The 16,278-nt window shown below is 51.3% G+C and carries 20 protein-coding genes; 7 read left to right on the top strand and 13 right to left on the bottom strand.

Features of this window, described 5'->3' with window-relative positions; translation table 11 throughout:
- Positions 1–80 precede the first annotated feature (80 nt).
- A complete protein-coding gene (locus QGG23_03765) occupies positions 81–1,115 on the bottom strand; it encodes a DUF362 domain-containing protein (GenBank protein MDP6048544.1) in 1,035 nt (344 codons plus the stop codon).
- 94 nt (positions 1,116–1,209) lie between these two features.
- The gene (locus tag QGG23_03770) at positions 1,210–2,454 is read right to left on the bottom strand and encodes a serine hydrolase (protein MDP6048545.1); all 1,245 of its coding nucleotides are present in this window, start codon (positions 2,452–2,454) and stop codon (positions 1,210–1,212) included.
- Between the two features lie 496 nt (positions 2,455–2,950).
- Between QGG23_03770 and QGG23_03775 the strand changes: the two genes are divergently transcribed.
- Positions 2,951–3,295 (top strand): Sjogren's syndrome/scleroderma autoantigen 1 family protein, encoded by a 345-nt coding sequence (locus QGG23_03775; GenBank protein ID MDP6048546.1) that lies wholly within the window; start codon positions 2,951–2,953, stop codon positions 3,293–3,295.
- Here QGG23_03775 and QGG23_03780 read toward each other — a convergent pair.
- From QGG23_03780 to QGG23_03820, 9 genes are all read right to left on the bottom strand, one after another.
- Positions 3,292–4,143 (bottom strand): DMT family transporter, encoded by an 852-nt coding sequence (locus QGG23_03780; GenBank protein MDP6048547.1) that lies wholly within the window; start codon positions 4,141–4,143, stop codon positions 3,292–3,294. The two genes, QGG23_03775 and QGG23_03780, sit on opposite strands and share 4 nt — an antisense overlap.
- A gap of 190 nt (positions 4,144–4,333) precedes the next feature.
- Positions 4,334–5,098 carry a dTMP kinase gene (gene tmk / locus QGG23_03785; protein MDP6048548.1) on the bottom strand — a complete coding sequence of 255 codons (765 nt, stop codon included), beginning with the start codon at positions 5,096–5,098 and terminating at the stop codon, positions 4,334–4,336.
- An 81-nt stretch (positions 5,099–5,179) separates the two neighbouring features.
- A complete protein-coding gene (locus QGG23_03790; GenBank protein MDP6048549.1) occupies positions 5,180–6,322 on the bottom strand; it encodes a Xaa-Pro peptidase family protein in 1,143 nt (380 codons plus the stop codon).
- 72 nt (positions 6,323–6,394) lie between these two features.
- Positions 6,395–6,805, bottom strand: coding sequence for a DUF126 domain-containing protein (locus tag QGG23_03795; GenBank protein MDP6048550.1), 411 nt, complete (start codon positions 6,803–6,805; stop codon positions 6,395–6,397).
- Positions 6,802–7,989 (bottom strand): aconitase X catalytic domain-containing protein, encoded by a 1,188-nt coding sequence (locus QGG23_03800; GenBank protein ID MDP6048551.1) that lies wholly within the window; start codon positions 7,987–7,989, stop codon positions 6,802–6,804. The genes QGG23_03795 and QGG23_03800 overlap by 4 nt, the downstream gene beginning before the upstream one ends.
- Before the next feature lie 54 nt (positions 7,990–8,043).
- On the bottom strand, positions 8,044–9,384 hold the full coding sequence (locus QGG23_03805) for a UbiD family decarboxylase (GenBank protein MDP6048552.1): 1,341 nt from the start codon (positions 9,382–9,384) through the stop codon (positions 8,044–8,046).
- A complete protein-coding gene (locus tag QGG23_03810; protein ID MDP6048553.1) occupies positions 9,377–9,718 on the bottom strand; it encodes a hypothetical protein in 342 nt (113 codons plus the stop codon). The genes QGG23_03805 and QGG23_03810 overlap by 8 nt, the downstream gene beginning before the upstream one ends.
- Positions 9,687–9,833, bottom strand: coding sequence for a hypothetical protein (locus QGG23_03815; GenBank protein ID MDP6048554.1), 147 nt, complete (start codon positions 9,831–9,833; stop codon positions 9,687–9,689). Before QGG23_03815 ends, QGG23_03810 begins: the two co-directional genes overlap by 32 nt.
- An 80-nt stretch (positions 9,834–9,913) precedes the next feature.
- The gene (locus QGG23_03820) at positions 9,914–10,159 is read right to left on the bottom strand and encodes a hypothetical protein (GenBank protein MDP6048555.1); all 246 of its coding nucleotides are present in this window, start codon (positions 10,157–10,159) and stop codon (positions 9,914–9,916) included.
- 208 nt (positions 10,160–10,367) lie between these two features.
- Between QGG23_03820 and QGG23_03825 the strand changes: the two genes are divergently transcribed.
- Positions 10,368–12,314 carry an STT3 domain-containing protein gene (locus QGG23_03825; GenBank protein MDP6048556.1) on the top strand — a complete coding sequence of 649 codons (1,947 nt, stop codon included), beginning with the start codon at positions 10,368–10,370 and terminating at the stop codon, positions 12,312–12,314.
- Between the two features lie 20 nt (positions 12,315–12,334).
- On the opposite strand, the gene QGG23_03830 is transcribed toward QGG23_03825, so the two are convergent.
- Positions 12,335–12,484: a hypothetical protein gene (locus tag QGG23_03830; protein MDP6048557.1), complete on the bottom strand. Its 150-nt coding sequence runs from the start codon at positions 12,482–12,484 to the stop codon at positions 12,335–12,337.
- Between the two features lie 302 nt (positions 12,485–12,786).
- Complete coding sequence (locus QGG23_03835; protein MDP6048558.1) at positions 12,787–12,951, bottom strand: hypothetical protein; 165 nt, start codon at positions 12,949–12,951, stop codon at positions 12,787–12,789.
- A gap of 16 nt (positions 12,952–12,967) precedes the next feature.
- Between QGG23_03835 and QGG23_03840 the strand changes: the two genes are divergently transcribed.
- The 5 genes from QGG23_03840 to QGG23_03860 all read left to right on the top strand — a co-directional run bounded on the left by QGG23_03840 (position 12,968) and on the right by QGG23_03860 (position 16,236).
- Positions 12,968–13,129 carry a hypothetical protein gene (locus tag QGG23_03840; GenBank protein ID MDP6048559.1) on the top strand — a complete coding sequence of 54 codons (162 nt, stop codon included), beginning with the start codon at positions 12,968–12,970 and terminating at the stop codon, positions 13,127–13,129.
- Positions 13,119–13,550 carry a peptidylprolyl isomerase gene (locus tag QGG23_03845; GenBank protein MDP6048560.1) on the top strand — a complete coding sequence of 144 codons (432 nt, stop codon included), beginning with the start codon at positions 13,119–13,121 and terminating at the stop codon, positions 13,548–13,550. Before QGG23_03840 ends, QGG23_03845 begins: the two co-directional genes overlap by 11 nt.
- A gap of 250 nt (positions 13,551–13,800) precedes the next feature.
- Positions 13,801–14,199: a translation initiation factor IF-5A gene (locus tag QGG23_03850; GenBank protein ID MDP6048561.1), complete on the top strand. Its 399-nt coding sequence runs from the start codon at positions 13,801–13,803 to the stop codon at positions 14,197–14,199.
- 15 nt (positions 14,200–14,214) lie between these two features.
- Positions 14,215–15,141: a deoxyhypusine synthase gene (locus QGG23_03855; GenBank protein MDP6048562.1), complete on the top strand. Its 927-nt coding sequence runs from the start codon at positions 14,215–14,217 to the stop codon at positions 15,139–15,141.
- Between the two features lie 84 nt (positions 15,142–15,225).
- The gene (locus QGG23_03860; protein MDP6048563.1) at positions 15,226–16,236 is read left to right on the top strand and encodes a carbon-nitrogen hydrolase family protein; all 1,011 of its coding nucleotides are present in this window, start codon (positions 15,226–15,228) and stop codon (positions 16,234–16,236) included.
- Positions 16,237–16,278: the final 42 nt, after the last annotated feature.

The following is a 16,278-nucleotide window of genomic DNA, read 5'->3' on the forward strand; positions in this document are numbered from 1 at the left end:
AGTGTGGAATACCAGACACGGGATGGAAAATACGCGGAGAGAAGATTCTCGTTTCAAAGGGATCAATGAAACCAGCTACATCATCGCTGATAGCCGAGCTCTTCTCTCACCTGGGAGACAACGTCTCCGAAGAGGATATCTTCCTCTAGATTGGAGCTCAGCAGCTCGATGTCCTCGATGCTGGAGCTTCCTAGACCCCTATCCTCTCCTAGGGTGAAAGAAGTGTGCTCCCTGACTGGGGTATCTTCCATTCTGTGCGAGTTATGCTGCTTCATGATACATACCGCGACGGCATCGGCGGCCACCCTGTTGTTCCCGACTATGGTTAACCCGGGTTCAGCTATAACGTTGTGGACGGGTCCTTTGTCTGTGAAAAACTTTTGGGCGTCGGTCACCACAAGATCCGTGGAGAACGCGAGGTTGATGTCAATCATCCTGTTCATCAAGTCCTGATTCTTGTTCCAGTGGAGCCACTCCCTCCCCACGGAGTCTATGAGCCCGACACAGAGTTTGAGGGCAATAGTGAATATTGGGCTACGGTGAGGCCTCATCACGGGGGTGAGAATGACTCGCCCCGCCTCGTGAATCCTCCGGGGGATCTTTATCCCGTCAGGCCAGGATATAGATCCCGGGGGCTTCACGGTGACCCATTCTTCCTCCTCGAAGTAGCCTACCTGGATGCCGAGGTCATCAGCAACCGCTTTGATGCCCATCTCCTCAATGGTGTTACGGGTGGGCAGCCCCCGATATCTCCCAGACATGTCACCCACGCAGATCTTATCCGCCGGAAACCCGGTCTCGATCAATTCTTCGGCGATAACCCGGACCGTCTCGTGATGAGAGTTTCGGGGAAAGGCGTCGTCGGTATTACAGTTGGGCTTAATTATAATCTCGCCTTTAACTCCATCAGTCATCTTTCCCAGTCCACCCATCAGACGATAGGCTTCTCGTATGCCATCCCTGCGATCGTCTGACCTAACGATGGCAACGGTATGCTTCCCGTTTATTGAATACACTTCGCTTCGTAACGGTTTGAATGGGACGAGGGGTCCTGGAATCGGATCCTGTATCAGGCGATGGTACTCAGCATCAGATTCTTCGTGGGTGTTCTTCATGTAATCACTTCCCCTGAAATACTTGTCAGAAGTTCAACCATAGATTAATAATGTTATTATCAAACACGCGCGCGCCGGTGATTACCGTTGTCCACTAAAGGTTCTCTGGAAATGCTGTCACGATATTCTGAATGAGGGAAGTCCTGAATATTTGTCTCTCGTCAATTGTGCCGTTATTGTTACCTTGTCGGACGACGACCAGGTCTAGGCTCGGGACAACGAAGCAGTCATTCATGTTGTTTCCGCGGGTCCCGAATGCATCGTTTGGCACACCCTCTACTTCATCCAGGATCCAGAAAGTATAGCCGTAGTCGCTCGGAGTTTCACCGTCATCTCGAACGTATCTGCTGGTCGCCAGTTTTATCCAATCTTCTGGAACCAGCTGCTGGTCCTTCCATCGCCCTTTCCTCAGCCAAAGGTAGCCCAATCTTGCGTAGTCACGTGAGGTACAGGGGAAAGTGCTGGAGACTATTGTGTTGTATCCGTATTGGCTGTGGCTTCTGTCCGCACCATATGCGTTACATCCTTCACTCCCGCCTGCTCCCCACCCAGGTTCATAGGAGAAGTTCAATTTTCTATCAGACCTGTAGGTTACCTCTCTGAACTGGTTGTCCCTGATACCGGGGGGCATCCCAATCTGCTTCAGAAACCTCTCGTAAGCCCAAGGCCCCACCATCTCGCCGGTGATGTTCCGCATGGCGAGGGCGAATTGCTCCAATCCGAAGCTGCTATAGTTGAACTCTTGCCCCGGATTGAACAGCAATGTATGATGGGAGGGTATCCCCTCGTAATGCCACCAGCCAAAACAGTACTCGTACATCTGGTGTGAGCCCGTGTACCCGGGATAGTGGTGTCTGGGGTTCGGTGCCAGCCAGGGCTCTGGGCCCTCATGCCCCGAAGTCATGGAGAGGACATGCTTGACCTTGATCTCCTTCTTCCTCTCGTCAGTAAGGGGCTGATCCCATATCTGAGGGATCAAAGAGTCTTCCCGGCTCTTCCCCACGAGATCGGTGTCAAGAGTTACCAGGTTCTTGTATTCATCGAGGAAGACCCCAACCGCGGTGCCGAAGACAGATTTGGCGGAAGACTTCATATCGTTGCACATAGAAGGAGTCCAGGGCCTAGGCCCTCCCTCGGTTCCTCTCACATAGCTTTCGCTGATGAGGTGTCCCTTGTAGATTATTACGAGGGCTCCACCGTGTGTCTGAGTGAATTTTGCGTTATTATGGAAGGTGACAGCGACTTTGAGCTTCTCAACGTCTACTCCCAAGGCTTCCGGGTCTCCGACTCGCCATCCCCCTTCCGTTTGGGGGGGTGGGTAATAGTTTTCATCAAACATTTCTGCACACCATTAGTCGCGTATCCATTATCATTCTCAGAACCCCGTTTTTGGATTCGAGATCCGTGTAGAAGCAGACCACAATTTCGGACCTCTTTCAAATCAACCTTTGGTAATTTATATGGTTCGGATCATAATTTGGTTTTGAGCCAGAAAGTTCGAACACGCGCGTTATATATTCATTTTTGATGTTATTCGGTGTTATTCTCGTTTCCTATGATATTATCTTATCTTTGTTTTCATTATCGATCGCGATTTTTTAGGAGTGTAGTTAGAAATAGGAATTTTATGAATTCTGTAGGAAAATAACATTTTTTTCAAATGTTAGATCCGCATTTTCTAGAAGGGATAAAATTGTCAAGTGGGAGATGGCCCTGTTGATCCATTCTTGGCTCATTCTAAGACATGAATTCACTCAACGAGTTAATAGCATCGCGAAACATAGGCACAACTCTAAAGTTAAGGATGCATCCATGATGGTTGAGGTGCTAGTCTGTTGACCGTTGACATAAAGGGTATGGCCAACCTCCTCCGTGACGGTGTCACTATGCTGAGCAGGAGCTGCCCCGAGTGCGGAACCCCCCTGTTCCGGCTGAAATCTAAAGAAATTGTTTGTAAGAACTGTAAGAGGCGGGTTGTCATAGTCCCTGAGGGGGAGGAGGCAACCGCTGAAGCCGAGATGCGTCTCAATTCATTAGAGAAGGCCATAGTCGAGAAGCTGGTCACTCTGGGCCAGTCCATGTCATATGAGAGCGACTTTAAGGCCCTAAGATCCCTCTCGGAACTCATGGATTCCCTTCTAGGGAACCTAGAGAAGATCAGGGCTAGCCGTAAAGCCTAGAATAGGGTTATAACTATCGCCCCCGCAACGATAGAGAGGCTGCCGGCAACTATCCTGGCATTGAGCTCGTCCGAGCCCTTGAGCAGCATCACGCTGAGGATGACCGAGAAGAGGGGAGTGGTGCCCCCGAGAGCGGAGACCACAGAAACCTTCCCTAGTATGAGCGCTGTAAACATGCTGAGCCACGCCAATGTTACTACCACCCCATTGACCACCCAAAACCCGCCGCCCCTACAGTTGACCCTCAGCTCGTAGGTCCTCCGGCTCACGAGGAGGTAGACCGAGAAGACGGTGAAACTCGCCAAGGCTCCCACCAAGGCCCCAAAGACGGACTCGGGAAGGAGATTAAGGGCCGCCTTTCGGGTCACTGATGAGGCTCCGTAGAACACCGCAGAGGCGATGGGGAGCATGAGAGCTCTGTTCTGAAGGTTTTTCACGGTCTGCCCCCCGCTTCTTGTCAAAGCGATCCCAGCGACGATGAGCACAGTACCTATCAGGGTAGCCGCGTCTATCTGCTCTCCCAAGAATACCGCCGCAAGGAAGGTGGAGAATAGAGGGCTGGAGCCTATGATGGAAGCGCTAAGAGCAACTCCGAGTCTCTTAAGGGACACAAAGTTGAACATCCTCCCCAAGGTGGACGCTAGGACTCCCGATGCAACGAAAAGTCCGACGGCAGTCCAGTTGAAGGAATCCGGAGGGTTGGCAATCACCAGCGCGCCCAGGAGGATTACCTGAACGAAAGACCCAACGACGGCCCCGGTTAGGGGGTTTGAGTCCTTTATCCCCTTCCGGGCCAGGATGCTACTGGTACCATAGCAAAGGGCCGTGAAGAGGCTTAGAAGTTCCACGATCAATGAGTGCACCTAGAAATATTCCTGATGCTTATCATCAAGATTATATAATGCGTGGTCCGGGTCAGACTCTTCTAGTCTCTTTTTTATGCACGCGATAATAAGTATGAGAAAAGGAAAAGATTCTCGGACGATATTTCCTTTTCCTTAATTATATAAATCCTGTTGCATTTGGAAGGTATTTGACTCAATTTGTTCTCCTTTTGTTTCCGGATATTTCAGATTCCTTAGAAACAGAAAAGAACTCATTGAGATTTCCGTTGTTTCTACTAATATCGTTTTTCCGCTCTATGGTTTTCTTCTTGAGAAGCATTGAGACGCGTTTCCCAATGAGTTTTTTAATTTGTTTAACAGGTAGTTTGCCATCGATCCGCATAATTTTCATGTTTTGTGCTTCAGGTTCTACTCGATGAAAATTGAAAATATCGTAATAGGCGTCTCTGATGTTTGTCTGAACTTCTAAGTTCTCAAAGAAACTAAGGTCTTGAACCCTTTTTTGGCCATTTTGAAGTCTTGACATTGCATCTTCTGGGGGTACATCCAGAAAAATAACCAAATCTGGTTCAATTGCAGCTTGATTAAGTACTCGGATCCAATTTATATCAAGTCTTTTTTTCATTCCTCTGCTCTGATACGCTAAAGAACTATAGACATATCGATCAGAGATCACGATCGATCCTTCTTCTAAACCTGGAATTATGGTATTGATGGTATGGTGTGCCCTATCAGCTGCAAATAAAAGGGCTAAAACTTCATCAGGGACGGACTCATTATTATATAATATTCGTTTCAGTAAACTACTAATGACACTTTTATTTGTTGGTTCTTGAGTGGTTATAACTTCATATTTCTTCTTTTGAAGTTTTGAACCCAAGTCTCTAACTTGGGTACTCTTACCGGAGCCATCTAGGCCTTCAAAAACAATGAAGCATCCCTTCCTATGAATACTCATGTAGTTGATGCTCCAACGGTGAAAAGTAAATCAAAGCACATATATAACTTAGGAGTAGAAACTCTTTTTTCCAGAAAAAAATTAAAGCTGGAACTGCTCCCGGTCATAGTTAGTGAGGAACTCGGCCCGGTTCTTGTGGATAAGGACCATGTCTTCGACTCTGAGGTAGTATTCCCCTGCCTTCCAGAGCTTAGGCTCCAGGCACATCACCATCCCCTCCTGAAGCTCCTGCATATTATCGGGCTTGAGCCAAGGGTTCTCATGGACCTCGACCCCGATCTGGTGGCCCACCGTACCATCGGAAAGCCTCGCTCTCAGATGGTCCCCGTAACCATCCTTATCTAAGAAGCCCTCTATGATGGGGAAAACGTCGCAAACCCTCATACTCCCCTCGTACATCTTGTCTACTGTCTTCACCACTGCACTCTGAAGAGCCACGTAGCCCTTCCTTATATCCTCCCCCACGGGGCCCCAATAGAGGCTTCTCCCCCAATCACTGCAATAGCCGTCCAAAACGAATCCCACATCCAAGGCGATGCTGGTCCCGGCCACCAAACCCTCATCCCTTGGGTAGCTGTTAGGCTCCGGCGTGGGCTCTGAGCCATTCTTGATGAAGAGACCGGTGGGTGGAAAGGATACATCCGTTACTCCAGCCTTCCGCCCTAGCATATCGATGAATATACTTAACTCGTTCTGGGTGATTCCAGACTCAATTTCTGGGATGACGTCCCCCATGACATTCTCAGTCAACCGGGCCACCCTCCTGAGGGCCTCGATCTCCCCGGGATCCTTGATCATCCGGAGATCATCCATCAGCGATGAGGCCCCTCGGAACCTAGCCCCAGGGAAGGATCTTGCCACCTCAATCCATGTGGAGCCGAAGACGTGTTCCCCGACCCCGATCCTCCCCGCCCTCCAGTCCAAGTCACTAGCCACCTTCTTCACTAGGTCAGTATAACTCTCCTCCTTTTCAAGGACCCGTGTGTCTCCTATCCACGAGGCCTTGCCGTGCCTCCCAGATCTCTGGGATAATGTGAGAACTGGCGCCCCCTCTTGGGGGACAAAGACATTATCATCGGAATGCATCAGATCGACTCCCCCCCTCCACTTAATGGGAAGCCCCGTTATGTACTGGAAATTCTGGCACGAACCGTAGACAACAAGGTCAATGCCCTCCGCCAACATCCTCTCCTGGAGGCCCGCCAGTCTCCGGCTGAAATTCATCACCAATGCCTAGAAACTCCTAGAATTAGCAGGGACTAGGCTGATAAATCACTTTGCTTGGACGGGGGAGGCTCAACTCGGGCCCGCGACAATCTCTATGATCCCTGCTTCGGCGTCCACCCTCAGAGTCATTCCGGACTCCAGCCCCATGAAGGCCTCCTTCCCTATCCTGTCCACCAGGGGGATGTCGGAGATGACGCATCCAGTTGCCAGGATCGCCTCCGTCTCCAGATTAATAATAGCCGCAGGCGCAGTGCCCAGCTTTGCCATCCTGTAGATCACATAGCTCCCCACAGTGCTCCCTTTACCAGTGGGAAACACGAATACTTTCCCGATGACAGACTCCCCCTCCACTGCGTGCCCAGGCTCTGTAACAACACCTGCGACCGGGTCTATTCCACCGTAGAAGCTCACTGGATCCCTGCTCACCAAGGCAAAACCCTCAACTCTGCCCCCGACGATCTTCCGGCCCTGTATTATCATGGGTTTCCCCCCAAGAGTTCCCTGATGGGCCCTATCCGGGTTTTCATCCCCATGCCCGCCATATAGTGGCCCGCCTTGAAGCTATTAGTGGCCACCTCAGTCCAGCCCATCTCCACCAGAGGAGCCACCACCATACAGGTGTCTCTAAAGACTCGCCCCCCCGCCGCCATAATGGCCCCGACATGCCCTGCTTCCTCTGCCAAGGAGTAGACGCCCCGACTTGTGAAAACCCAGAGCTGATCCTTGAAATCTTTCCCTGCCACAAGGCCTGCGATCTCCCCCAGCTCCTCTAGGCTGGAATGAGGGCACCCCAGAGCGATAACGGGGTCACATAGAGGACTCGTCAGGTGGGCAACGGCCTCTTTGATATCTCCCGCAGTAACAGAGATCCTCTCAAGACCTGTTAAGTGGGCCTTCATGCATTCCGCCTCGGGAGTCACCCCCTCTCCGTGCCAGAGGGCAATACCACCACTTGTTGCACATGCAGCTCCCAACGCCTTCTTCGACTCGAGGCTTGGGCTTTCTAAGCCCTTGAAATATGGGACCGTAGTCCCCAAACTCTTCCCGGTGATATAACCTAAGGCGCTATAATCCATGATTGAGGCCAGTTCTGTCTCGATCTCCACGACAGTTCCGGGCCTCCTGTTATCGTTGAGGCGGTAGCCGTATAGAGCAGCAAGCCCCGTCACAGCGCTCGCGATAGTTGTGGGTCCAGACTCCCTATTGGTTTTAGCCCCCAACACAGAGTTGGAAAAGCAGACTGCAGAGGACTCAGCCCACGCGATCTGGCTCCCGAATCCGGGGACGTGTCCCACAAGGTAGGGAGTACATGTGCAGGTTGCCTCGAACTTCATCCTCTCAAAAGCCACAAGGACCCGCCGCTGTCCCTCGGCGAACTCCTCTGGGACGCCCATCTCCCTCCAGAGCTCCATGTCCATCCCAGCGGGATTAAGGGTCGCCTTTATTCGGGACCTCGCGCCGAGATCGGCCTGCTCCTCGAGCCAGCCTAGGCCCGCCTCCCCTAGGTTCTTGTAGGAAACCCCAGAGATGTGGGCGCTTTCCACCGGGATAAGCCTCTCTGCCCCGAAGACCTCCCCTAGGGCCACGAGGAGCTCTAAGAACTTCGCAGCCCCCGGGCCCTCGTTGCCCCCGAGAATCGCCTCCTCTTTTTTCGTCAAATGCATGCTGTTATCCACCTGAGTCTGAACTCAAATCCCGATCCGGGGTAAAAAACCTAACTAGGGGTTAGAGTACTTGTCCAAGAGCCTCTTGACCTCATCCGAGACAGGGATACCCGGCCTTTTGAAGCCCTCCCCAGTCATAGGCTTGGTGGCATCGAACCCTACCTTGCACCCCAGCTCATTCTCCTGGTCAGAAGTGGGATCAAGGCTTGAAACCCTCACCTTGGGGATCACGAGGAGATCCTCATCCCCCCGGAACCTAGTAGCTAGGGCCCACTCCACCTGATCCATATCGTAAGGGTCAATGTCTGAATCCACAACCCAGGCATGTTTGAGACTCGGGTGGGCGGCGAATATAGCCATTAGCACGTTCTTGGGATCCCCTTCACGGAACTTTTCAAAGCTCACTACGCAATGAAGCCAGCCCATTCCACCTAGGGTCATGTTCACGCCACGCACCGTAGGGACCACGTTCCTCACATATTCCCAGATCCGCACCTCCCGGCCCAACCCCATCAAAAGCCTGTGCTCGGCACCTGCAGGCAGCAAACCCTCGTAGATATAATCCTCCCTGTGCAATGCCCCTACTAGCTCAATCACAGGCTGTTCCCTTTCCACATCCGCAGTCCCTGAGAGATCCACGAATGGTCCCTCCGGTGCCGTTTTGTTCAAGTGTAGCTTTCCCTCAAAAACCAGTTCAGCATCCGCAGGGGCGAGCGCGTCGACATGAGGACACTCAGTCAGCATCAATCCTCCATCTAGCAGTGTGTTCGCCATCTCGAACTCGCTAGTCCCAAAGGGTGCAGGATATGCGGCGGCGATGTAGATCGCAGGGTGAACCCCAATGGAGATGCTCAGGTCGAGGTAATCGTTTCCAGCCTCTCGGGCCATCTGATTGAGCCTATAAAGGTGCCGGGGGACCACTCTGATCCCCATCCTACCGTCGTCCCTCACAAGGAGTCTGTGAAAGGAGACATTTTCTACCGAGCCATCGGGGCTCCTCGCGTTGATGATGCCAGCCGTGATGTAGGGCCCGGCATCTGTCTCAAAGTGGGTGAGTATTGGGAACTCGGAGAGACTAGGTTTGTCATGGATCACCTCCGTGACGGGACCGTCACCTATTTTGCATGGCGTAGGATTCCTTACTGCCTCTAGGAGATGACTGTATAGTTCACTCGACTTCACCCCAAGGGCCTCCAGTATCCTGGAGCGGGTCCCACAGACCCCTCCCACGATGGGTCCTTCATGCTCCTTGGCCCTCTCAAAGAGAACGATCTTGCCTCCGTCGAACCTTCTCAGCGCCTCTGGAATCTCATGCCTCATCGAGAGAGGCTCCTTGATACGAATGAGTTCTCCCCTTCCCTCGAACTTTTTCAGAAACTCTCTCAGATCAACCATCTTCCTCACCTTCTCCTCCGATAAGCCCGCGGGCTAGATCTAGCAGGGCCCTTCCGGCATTGTTGCCGAGCCCTATTGGCAGGTTCACGCTCACTAGGGCCATTTTCCCTGTTAACGCTGAGAGATGGGATCCCAAAATCAGCCCAAGCTGCCTGTCCCTTTCTCCCAGCAGAGATGACGAGTTCCTGTCCGGTAAAGTCACTGTCAGCGTCCCCATACGGGGCACATTCCCCTCCCAAAAGAATGCTACTACAGCGTTTTCCAGAACGGCCACCTCCCCGTGGAGCCTTCTCTTGTCGTACTCAGCCTCGCCTGTCATAAACCCAAGGCTCATCGATATCGGTTCTCAAGACACCTCTAGGCCAGTTAAGGATTCCCTTCTCTGTTACGACTGCTAAATAGGGCCAAGGAACAGGGGGGTCCGTGGACCCTGTGAGGTTCCTCATCATCTTCGGATCCACAAAACAACGCTATTTATTATGGCTAGTCCTGAACTTTGCAGTCCTCCTGCGCGCGGAAATACCGTGGGCTACGACCCCATCACAATGAGTGTGTCGACGCCCTCCAGGACAAAGGCTTCAGATGCATTTTTGCGAACTATGGTCACCAAGTCATCGTTGGAGAACCGCCTCTCATGTGAGCGTTTCCTGAAATATCCACTTCTAGCCCCTAGGCCACATCTATAAACCATATGCCCTTGAGCCGGTGACTCTCTGATCCTTAACCCTGGCTCTATAGGGTAGACTAGAAATAGATCCATTACACGCCAGAGCATATAGGATGCGAAGACTGGAATTACAATGTTTCTTAGGGGTAAAGCGTGAGTTAGACAACTAGTTGAATATTCCGTGGTTCTGTAAATGGCGCGCTCATAGGAATTTAAATAAAGCATTCCACCTCACATATTGGAAGCGGGGAAAAATGAGAAAAACTACCGACCGTGGCAAATTCGGTTTACTGACCGGGATAATGGGGTCTCTCTGATGCCCCGGATCACACGGAAAACCGCAATAGAGCTGGCCGTCCTTGGTCTGGTCGTCGTCATCGCCATTTTATTCAGGGTTATACGCGTTCAATGGGGCGCTTATATGGACGCCTTTGATCCCCTCTTCCAGCTCAGGGTCACGGAATACATAGTGGAGAACGGCTATGCTTCATGGTTTTCGTGGCATGATACCATGAGCTGGTACCCTTGGGGGAGGAATATCGCAAGATCCTCTTATCCCGGCGTACCATTCACTGGTGCCTTCGTCTACTTCGTCGCCCGAGCCATGAGTCTCGACCTCACGGTCTATCAGGTCTCCCTCTATTTCCCGGTGCTCATGGGGTCTATCACATGTATTTTCGCCTATTTTATAGGAAGAGACTTTGGTAATAGCTCCACTGGGCTTATGGCCGCGTTCTTTATGGCCATCAGTGAGGCGTTCGTCGGGCGCACCTTCCTTGGATTCTACGACACCGAGAATATAGGCATTTTCGGGATGGTCGCCATTACGTTGTTTTATCTCCGGTCCCTAGACTCAGAGCGTTCGTTCAATGAGAGGCTCATATACGGGATAGTAGCGGGAATTACCCTAGGATACACCTTCGCCTCGTGGGGTGCCACGAGGTATATTGTGGGTCTACTGATCTTATTCAGCCTTGCAGTTCTAATAACAGGAAGATTCGAGAAAAAACATATCATCTCTTATGCCCTAACTCTGGGAATCGGGTTAACTATCACACTTTTCATACCACGACTGGGAGTAAAATATATCCAGAGCACCGAGAATGTTGCAGCCATCCTACTGGGCGTTCTGATCATAATATACGAGTATACTCGCCAAAGACTGGAAGAACGGCAGACCATGCGGTTGATCAGCGGTCTGGTGATAGCTCTGATCCTGGGCGTTTTCATGCTTGAGGCACTGGGGGTAGCTAACCCTATAACGGGTAAATTCTGGAGAGTCATTAACCCCATGCAATCTGCCGGAAATCCTCTGTCTCAGTCAGTAGCGGAGCACAAAAGATCTGTGTGGTCCAGCTTCTTCGGGACCTTCGGGATCGCCTTTCCCCTGGCTATCTTAGGGACATATTTCTCTATAAATGAACTTGATGATAGACGCCTATTCGGCTCGATATTTTTCATCACAGCCGCCTATTTCGCGGGTTCTATGATCCGGCTCTCTCTTCTCCTATCCATCCCAGTGGGCCTGATGGCCGCGTTCGGACTCACGGAGCTCCTTAAGCCCTTCGTGGCCCTTTCTAAGAGGAAAGCGGTTAAGGGGAGACGGCGGAGAAAGGTTATATGGAAGGGGCTTAACAGGGAACTCTCCATCATCTTTGCTCTATTTATGCTCCTTGCAATCATGCCGACCATCTGGGGCACATCTGAAATCTCTATAAGACCTACCTCCATGGCGTCCTCTAGCGTGCCCGCCCTCTTTGGTGATAGGTACCCTCAGGACTGGCTTCAGACCCTCAACTGGATGAGGGACAACCTAGAGGACAACGCTGTCGTGGTCTCTTGGTGGGACTACGGGTACTGGATCGAGGCTATCGGCAAGCAGACGACCCTCGCCGACGGCGCCACAACCAATCGTTCCCAGATTGGATACATCGGCAGAATAATGATGCTCAATCAGACGGAGTCTCTTCCCATGCTCGAGGCCTACGACGCCACCCATATCGTGGTATTCAACACATTCAACCCCAACAACCCGGGGAACCAGTGGCCCTTTGGGGACAACGCCAAGTGGTCTTGGATGGTCCGAATAGGGGAACTGAACATCCTCGATTATGTCAATATAACAAACGGTGAGACCACGGCAAAGTATGATGAGTCGACCCTTAATAGGCTAATGAACATGTTACCAGATCCCGGTTACAAGCTGGTCTTTGCCTCTGAATTCAGATACGTTTTAGTCTATGAGTTAAACTATGACGCTTAGACGTAGAAGGGCAGAGGTCTTTATTCGTGTTTTAGGCGGCCGAGCACATTTTGGATGCCCCCTAGAAACTCGGTCTCAGGAAGGCTAGAGACCTTGACGGTCTTGTTAAAGGCTGCTATGAGATACTCGTATTCGAGTAAGTTGAACGTGTTCATAACCTCAATTATCACCTTTTTGTTGAAGTCAGCTTAGGGAGCTATGGTTTAATATGGAAGGGCGTTTGCGTTAACCTTACCGTCTTTCTTTTACCAGTACCAAGTCCGGTCTCGACTCTGATAGACGTTCATATTAAGTTTAGTGTCGATAGGCTATTGGGAGTAGAGACACCGGGTTTCCTCCTATGATCGTAATTTATGTCTGGAAAACCAATGTGGCCGGACGTTTTAAGGTCCTCCTCAGATTAAGGTATATTGTATAGGGGTCTACTGAAGGGAAGTACTAGGGATTCATGGACTAGGGGCAATTTGGATAACTAAGATGTGAGTATCTTGCGGGTTCTTGAGAATGATACTCCTAATAGTTTTGGGGATATCGCGAGGGCCCTCAGGGTTTCCCCTGATACAATGATCAGGAGGTTCCGGAGGATAAAAAGATAAGGAATGATCCAGAACTCCACAACTGTATCCATTCCCACCAAGCTAGAATACTAGAGAGTGGAGGCTTTTAACATTGATATAGATCCTTACTATCCTAACGGGGATGGGAAGTCCCGGAGGGTGCTAGGGACGTTGATCAAGATCCCGAACATCATAGTGGAGATGAGGACCTTGACGGATTACGACCTGTTGGCTCTTGAAGTTATCTTTGGGGGATAGCATCGCGTGGAACTCTGAGGAGATCGGGAAAATCCCTGAGGTGAAGGAGTTCCGAGTCTCCATCTGGGAAGCAGATCTCCCACGAATTCTTCAGCCTTTGAGGCTGGTCTCAATCCTTATCAGTGGGGAGATAATACCGAACACCATGGCATTGAAGATCAAGGCGTCCCATATTCTGGTGGAGAAGCAGTCCCAGGCACTCAAGATCTTGGAGGAGCTTGGCGCAGGCAAAGAGTTCAAGGGACTCGCAAGAGAACACTCTACCTGTCCTTCGGGAAAACGAGGTGGAGACCTAGGGAAGTTTGGTAGAGGTCAGATGGTAAGGGAGTTTGAGAAGACGGCCTTTGCTCTCAACGTAGGGGAGATCTCAGCAGCCGTGAAAACCCAGTTTGGCTACCACATCATCAAAAGGACAGGTTAGTCGGCTCCCTGAGTGATGGGCGCGTGGGTCATATCTCCCCTACGTATAGGCTGACTGTTTGCCAGATTCCGCAGGTTGTGCATCTGCTGTTTCACCGAATGTAAGGATGAAATTGGAGATAGACAAGGGGCGGTAGGGCTTAATAACCGAGGGTATATTTCAATTTTGTTTAAACTATATTTTTTGAGTGGGCGTAACCTTTATAGCAATTCGCCCGGAAGTAGCTTCAAAAATCCAGAGGTCATGTGTCGTGTCATATAAGATCGCAAAAGTCGGAGACCTCAAAGTAGGCTCCTACGCTATAGTAGACGGTGAGCCAAGCCGGATCATGTCAATTCAGAAGAGCAAGTCAGGAAAACACGGAAGTGCAAAGTACAGATGCTCCGCTGTGAGCCTCTTCGATGGTAGCAAAAGGAGCTTTGTAAACCCTGTCGACACAAGCATCAATATCCCCATCGTCGAAAAGAATGCTGCCCAAATTGTCTCAATGACTCCCGACGGCCTCCAGCTCATGGACTTAGAGACATATGAGGTCTTCGAGGTAGCCACACCCAAAGATGAGGAGATCGTGAATAAGCTCGCGGCAGGAAAGGAAGTCGAGTACTGGAAGATTATGGGCCGGTACAAGGTCCAGCGGGTTAAGGGTTAGTAAAGGGTTTTTTAAATGAAGCGCATCGAGCAGATGCGTCTAAAATCCGGGATGACCGTCGGCGAGCTAGCTGAGGAAATGCGCCGGGCCGGGGTTATTGGCGCAGGTAGAGTCGGCAGGGCAGTCGAAATTGTCGCGGAGATGTTCTCTGATCCGGATTATTTGACGTTTATTACCCTCTCGGGGCCGTTGGTACCAAGCGGGATGCGCCTCATATTCAGGGACCTCATCATGGAGGGCTATGTAGACGCCGTGGTCTCCAATGGGGCTAACCTAGTTCACGATATTGTAGAGGCAATAGGACGGAGACACCTAGTGGGTGAGTTAAACGTCGACGACCAAGTACTCCTAGAAAAGGGAATCAACAGGGCCTATGATATTTTCATCAAGAGCGATACCTGGGCCGCCCTAGAGGAGTATATCGGCGGAGTCCTCGACAATATCCCAGAGGAGGGGAGGGTCGGGATACCTATCCACGGGCTGATAAGGGAGATTGGGCTCAGTATCGAGGATGATGGCTCAATTCTCAGGGCGGCGACCCGGAAGGGAGTGCCCATCTTCAGCCCTGGATTTTTGGACTCAATGATCGGGATCCCCCTCTGGATGTACTCCAAAAGAAAAAAGCTAGTTATCAACCCCATCAAGGACTTTGATCTCCTTGGGGAGATGGTCTACGACGCTAGAAAGTCGGGGGCCATCATCCTAGGCGGTGGGACCCCGAAGCACCATACGCAATATATGAATACCCTAAGGGAAGGGCTAGACGCTGCAGTGCAGATAAGCTCGGCTCGGGTTGAAGATGGGAGCCTAAGCGGAGCGCCCTTGAAGGAGGCGATAAGCTGGGGAAAGCTCAAGGAAGGGAAGACCTCCACTATATTCGGGGACGTTACAATCGTCTTCCCATTAATAGTTGCGGCTGCCCTCGAAAAGATAAACGGTTAGACCTTGCTCTTAAATGATTTCTCGACCCCCACGTTCAGATCTTTTTTCGAGAAACTAAAATAATGAAAAGTGACTATATGAACCATGGGCGATGCATTCCCAGTAGTGAAAGCAGCCGTAGTACAGGCCTCCCCCATCCTCTTTGATCGTGAGGCAACGAGTGAAAAGGCCCTCCATTTGATCTCTGAAGCCGCGCTAAACGGATCCAAACTAATCCTCTTTCCTGAGGCATTCATTCCGGCATATCCTAGAGGATTAAGCTTCGGCACTGTTGTGGGCGGCCGGAAACCTGAGGGACGTCTGACCTGGGAGAGATACTGGACAAACTCGGTGGACGTGCCTGGACCCACCACCGATATATTGGGGGAGGCGGCGAGGAAAGCCGGTGCCTACCTAGCTATTGGGGTAATTGAGCGGGACAGTCAGTACAGTCGCGGCACTCTTTACTGCACGCTTCTCTACTTCGGGCCTGATGGCCGGCTGTTGGGCAAGCATCGGAAAATCATGCCCACAGCCGCAGAGCGGCTGATCTGGGGAGTCGGAGATGGCAGCACATTAACCACGATAGATACGGAGATCGGGACCCTTGGAGGATTGATCTGCTGGGAGAACTATATGCCCCTGGCCAGGACCTTCATGTACAGCAAGGGCGTGGAGATCTATCTTGCCCCTACAGCCGACGCCCGGGAACGGTGGAACAGCACCCTCCGACATATCGCCTTGGAGGGGCGTTGCTTTGTCCTAGGTTGCAACCAGTATGTAACCAAGAGCATGTACCCCGAGGACCTAGAGGGGATTCAGGACCTCAAGGAGTACCCTGAGACGGTATGCCGGGGAGGAAGTGTCATCATCTCCCCTTTGGGTGACGTGTTAGAGGGTCCCCTCTACGATCGGGAGGGCATTCTATACGCCGACCTGGATCTTGCTCAAGTGGTACGGGGTCGTTTCGATTTCGATGCTGTTGGTCATTATTCTCGACCCGATATCTTTCAGCTGCAGGTAGACGAGCGCTCAAAGCCAACAGTTCTCTCAACCGGCGTCCCATTTAAATCGCTCAAGAGATCCAATGAAACTGTAACAAATAAAAACACCTGACGGGAAAACCGTTTCTAGTGGTGCGCGAGGGTGCAGACCCAC

It is taken from the genome of Candidatus Bathyarchaeota archaeon, from assembly GCA_030739585.1.
GTDB lineage: Archaea > Thermoproteota > Bathyarchaeia > TCS64 > TCS64.

What these genes read in the sequence shown, in the direction of transcription:
- QGG23_03855 (MDP6048562.1), top strand. Translation starts at nt 14,215, where the DNA reads ATGAAGCGCATCGAGCAGATGCGTCTAAAATCCGGGATGACCGTCGGC.
- QGG23_03795 (MDP6048550.1), bottom strand. Translation starts at nt 6,805, where the DNA reads ATGATAATACAGGGCCGGAAGATCGTCGGGGGCAGAGTTGAGGGTTTT.
- QGG23_03800 (MDP6048551.1), bottom strand. Translation starts at nt 7,989, where the DNA reads ATGCATTTGACGAAAAAAGAGGAGGCGATTCTCGGGGGCAACGAGGGC.
- QGG23_03765 (MDP6048544.1), bottom strand. Translation starts at nt 1,115, where the DNA reads ATGAAGAACACCCACGAAGAATCTGATGCTGAGTACCATCGCCTGATA.
- QGG23_03820 (MDP6048555.1), bottom strand. Translation starts at nt 10,159, where the DNA reads ATGCTCTGGCGTGTAATGGATCTATTTCTAGTCTACCCTATAGAGCCA.
- QGG23_03860 (MDP6048563.1), top strand. Translation starts at nt 15,226, where the DNA reads ATGGGCGATGCATTCCCAGTAGTGAAAGCAGCCGTAGTACAGGCCTCC.
- tmk (MDP6048548.1), bottom strand. Translation starts at nt 5,098, where the DNA reads ATGAGTATTCATAGGAAGGGATGCTTCATTGTTTTTGAAGGCCTAGAT.
- QGG23_03810 (MDP6048553.1), bottom strand. Translation starts at nt 9,718, where the DNA reads ATGAGCCTTGGGTTTATGACAGGCGAGGCTGAGTACGACAAGAGAAGG.
- QGG23_03770 (MDP6048545.1), bottom strand. Translation starts at nt 2,454, where the DNA reads ATGTTTGATGAAAACTATTACCCACCCCCCCAAACGGAAGGGGGATGG.
- QGG23_03790 (MDP6048549.1), bottom strand. Translation starts at nt 6,322, where the DNA reads ATGAATTTCAGCCGGAGACTGGCGGGCCTCCAGGAGAGGATGTTGGCG.
- QGG23_03805 (MDP6048552.1), bottom strand. Translation starts at nt 9,384, where the DNA reads ATGGTTGATCTGAGAGAGTTTCTGAAAAAGTTCGAGGGAAGGGGAGAA.
- QGG23_03815 (MDP6048554.1), bottom strand. Translation starts at nt 9,833, where the DNA reads ATGATGAGGAACCTCACAGGGTCCACGGACCCCCCTGTTCCTTGGCCC.
- QGG23_03825 (MDP6048556.1), top strand. Translation starts at nt 10,368, where the DNA reads ATGCCCCGGATCACACGGAAAACCGCAATAGAGCTGGCCGTCCTTGGT.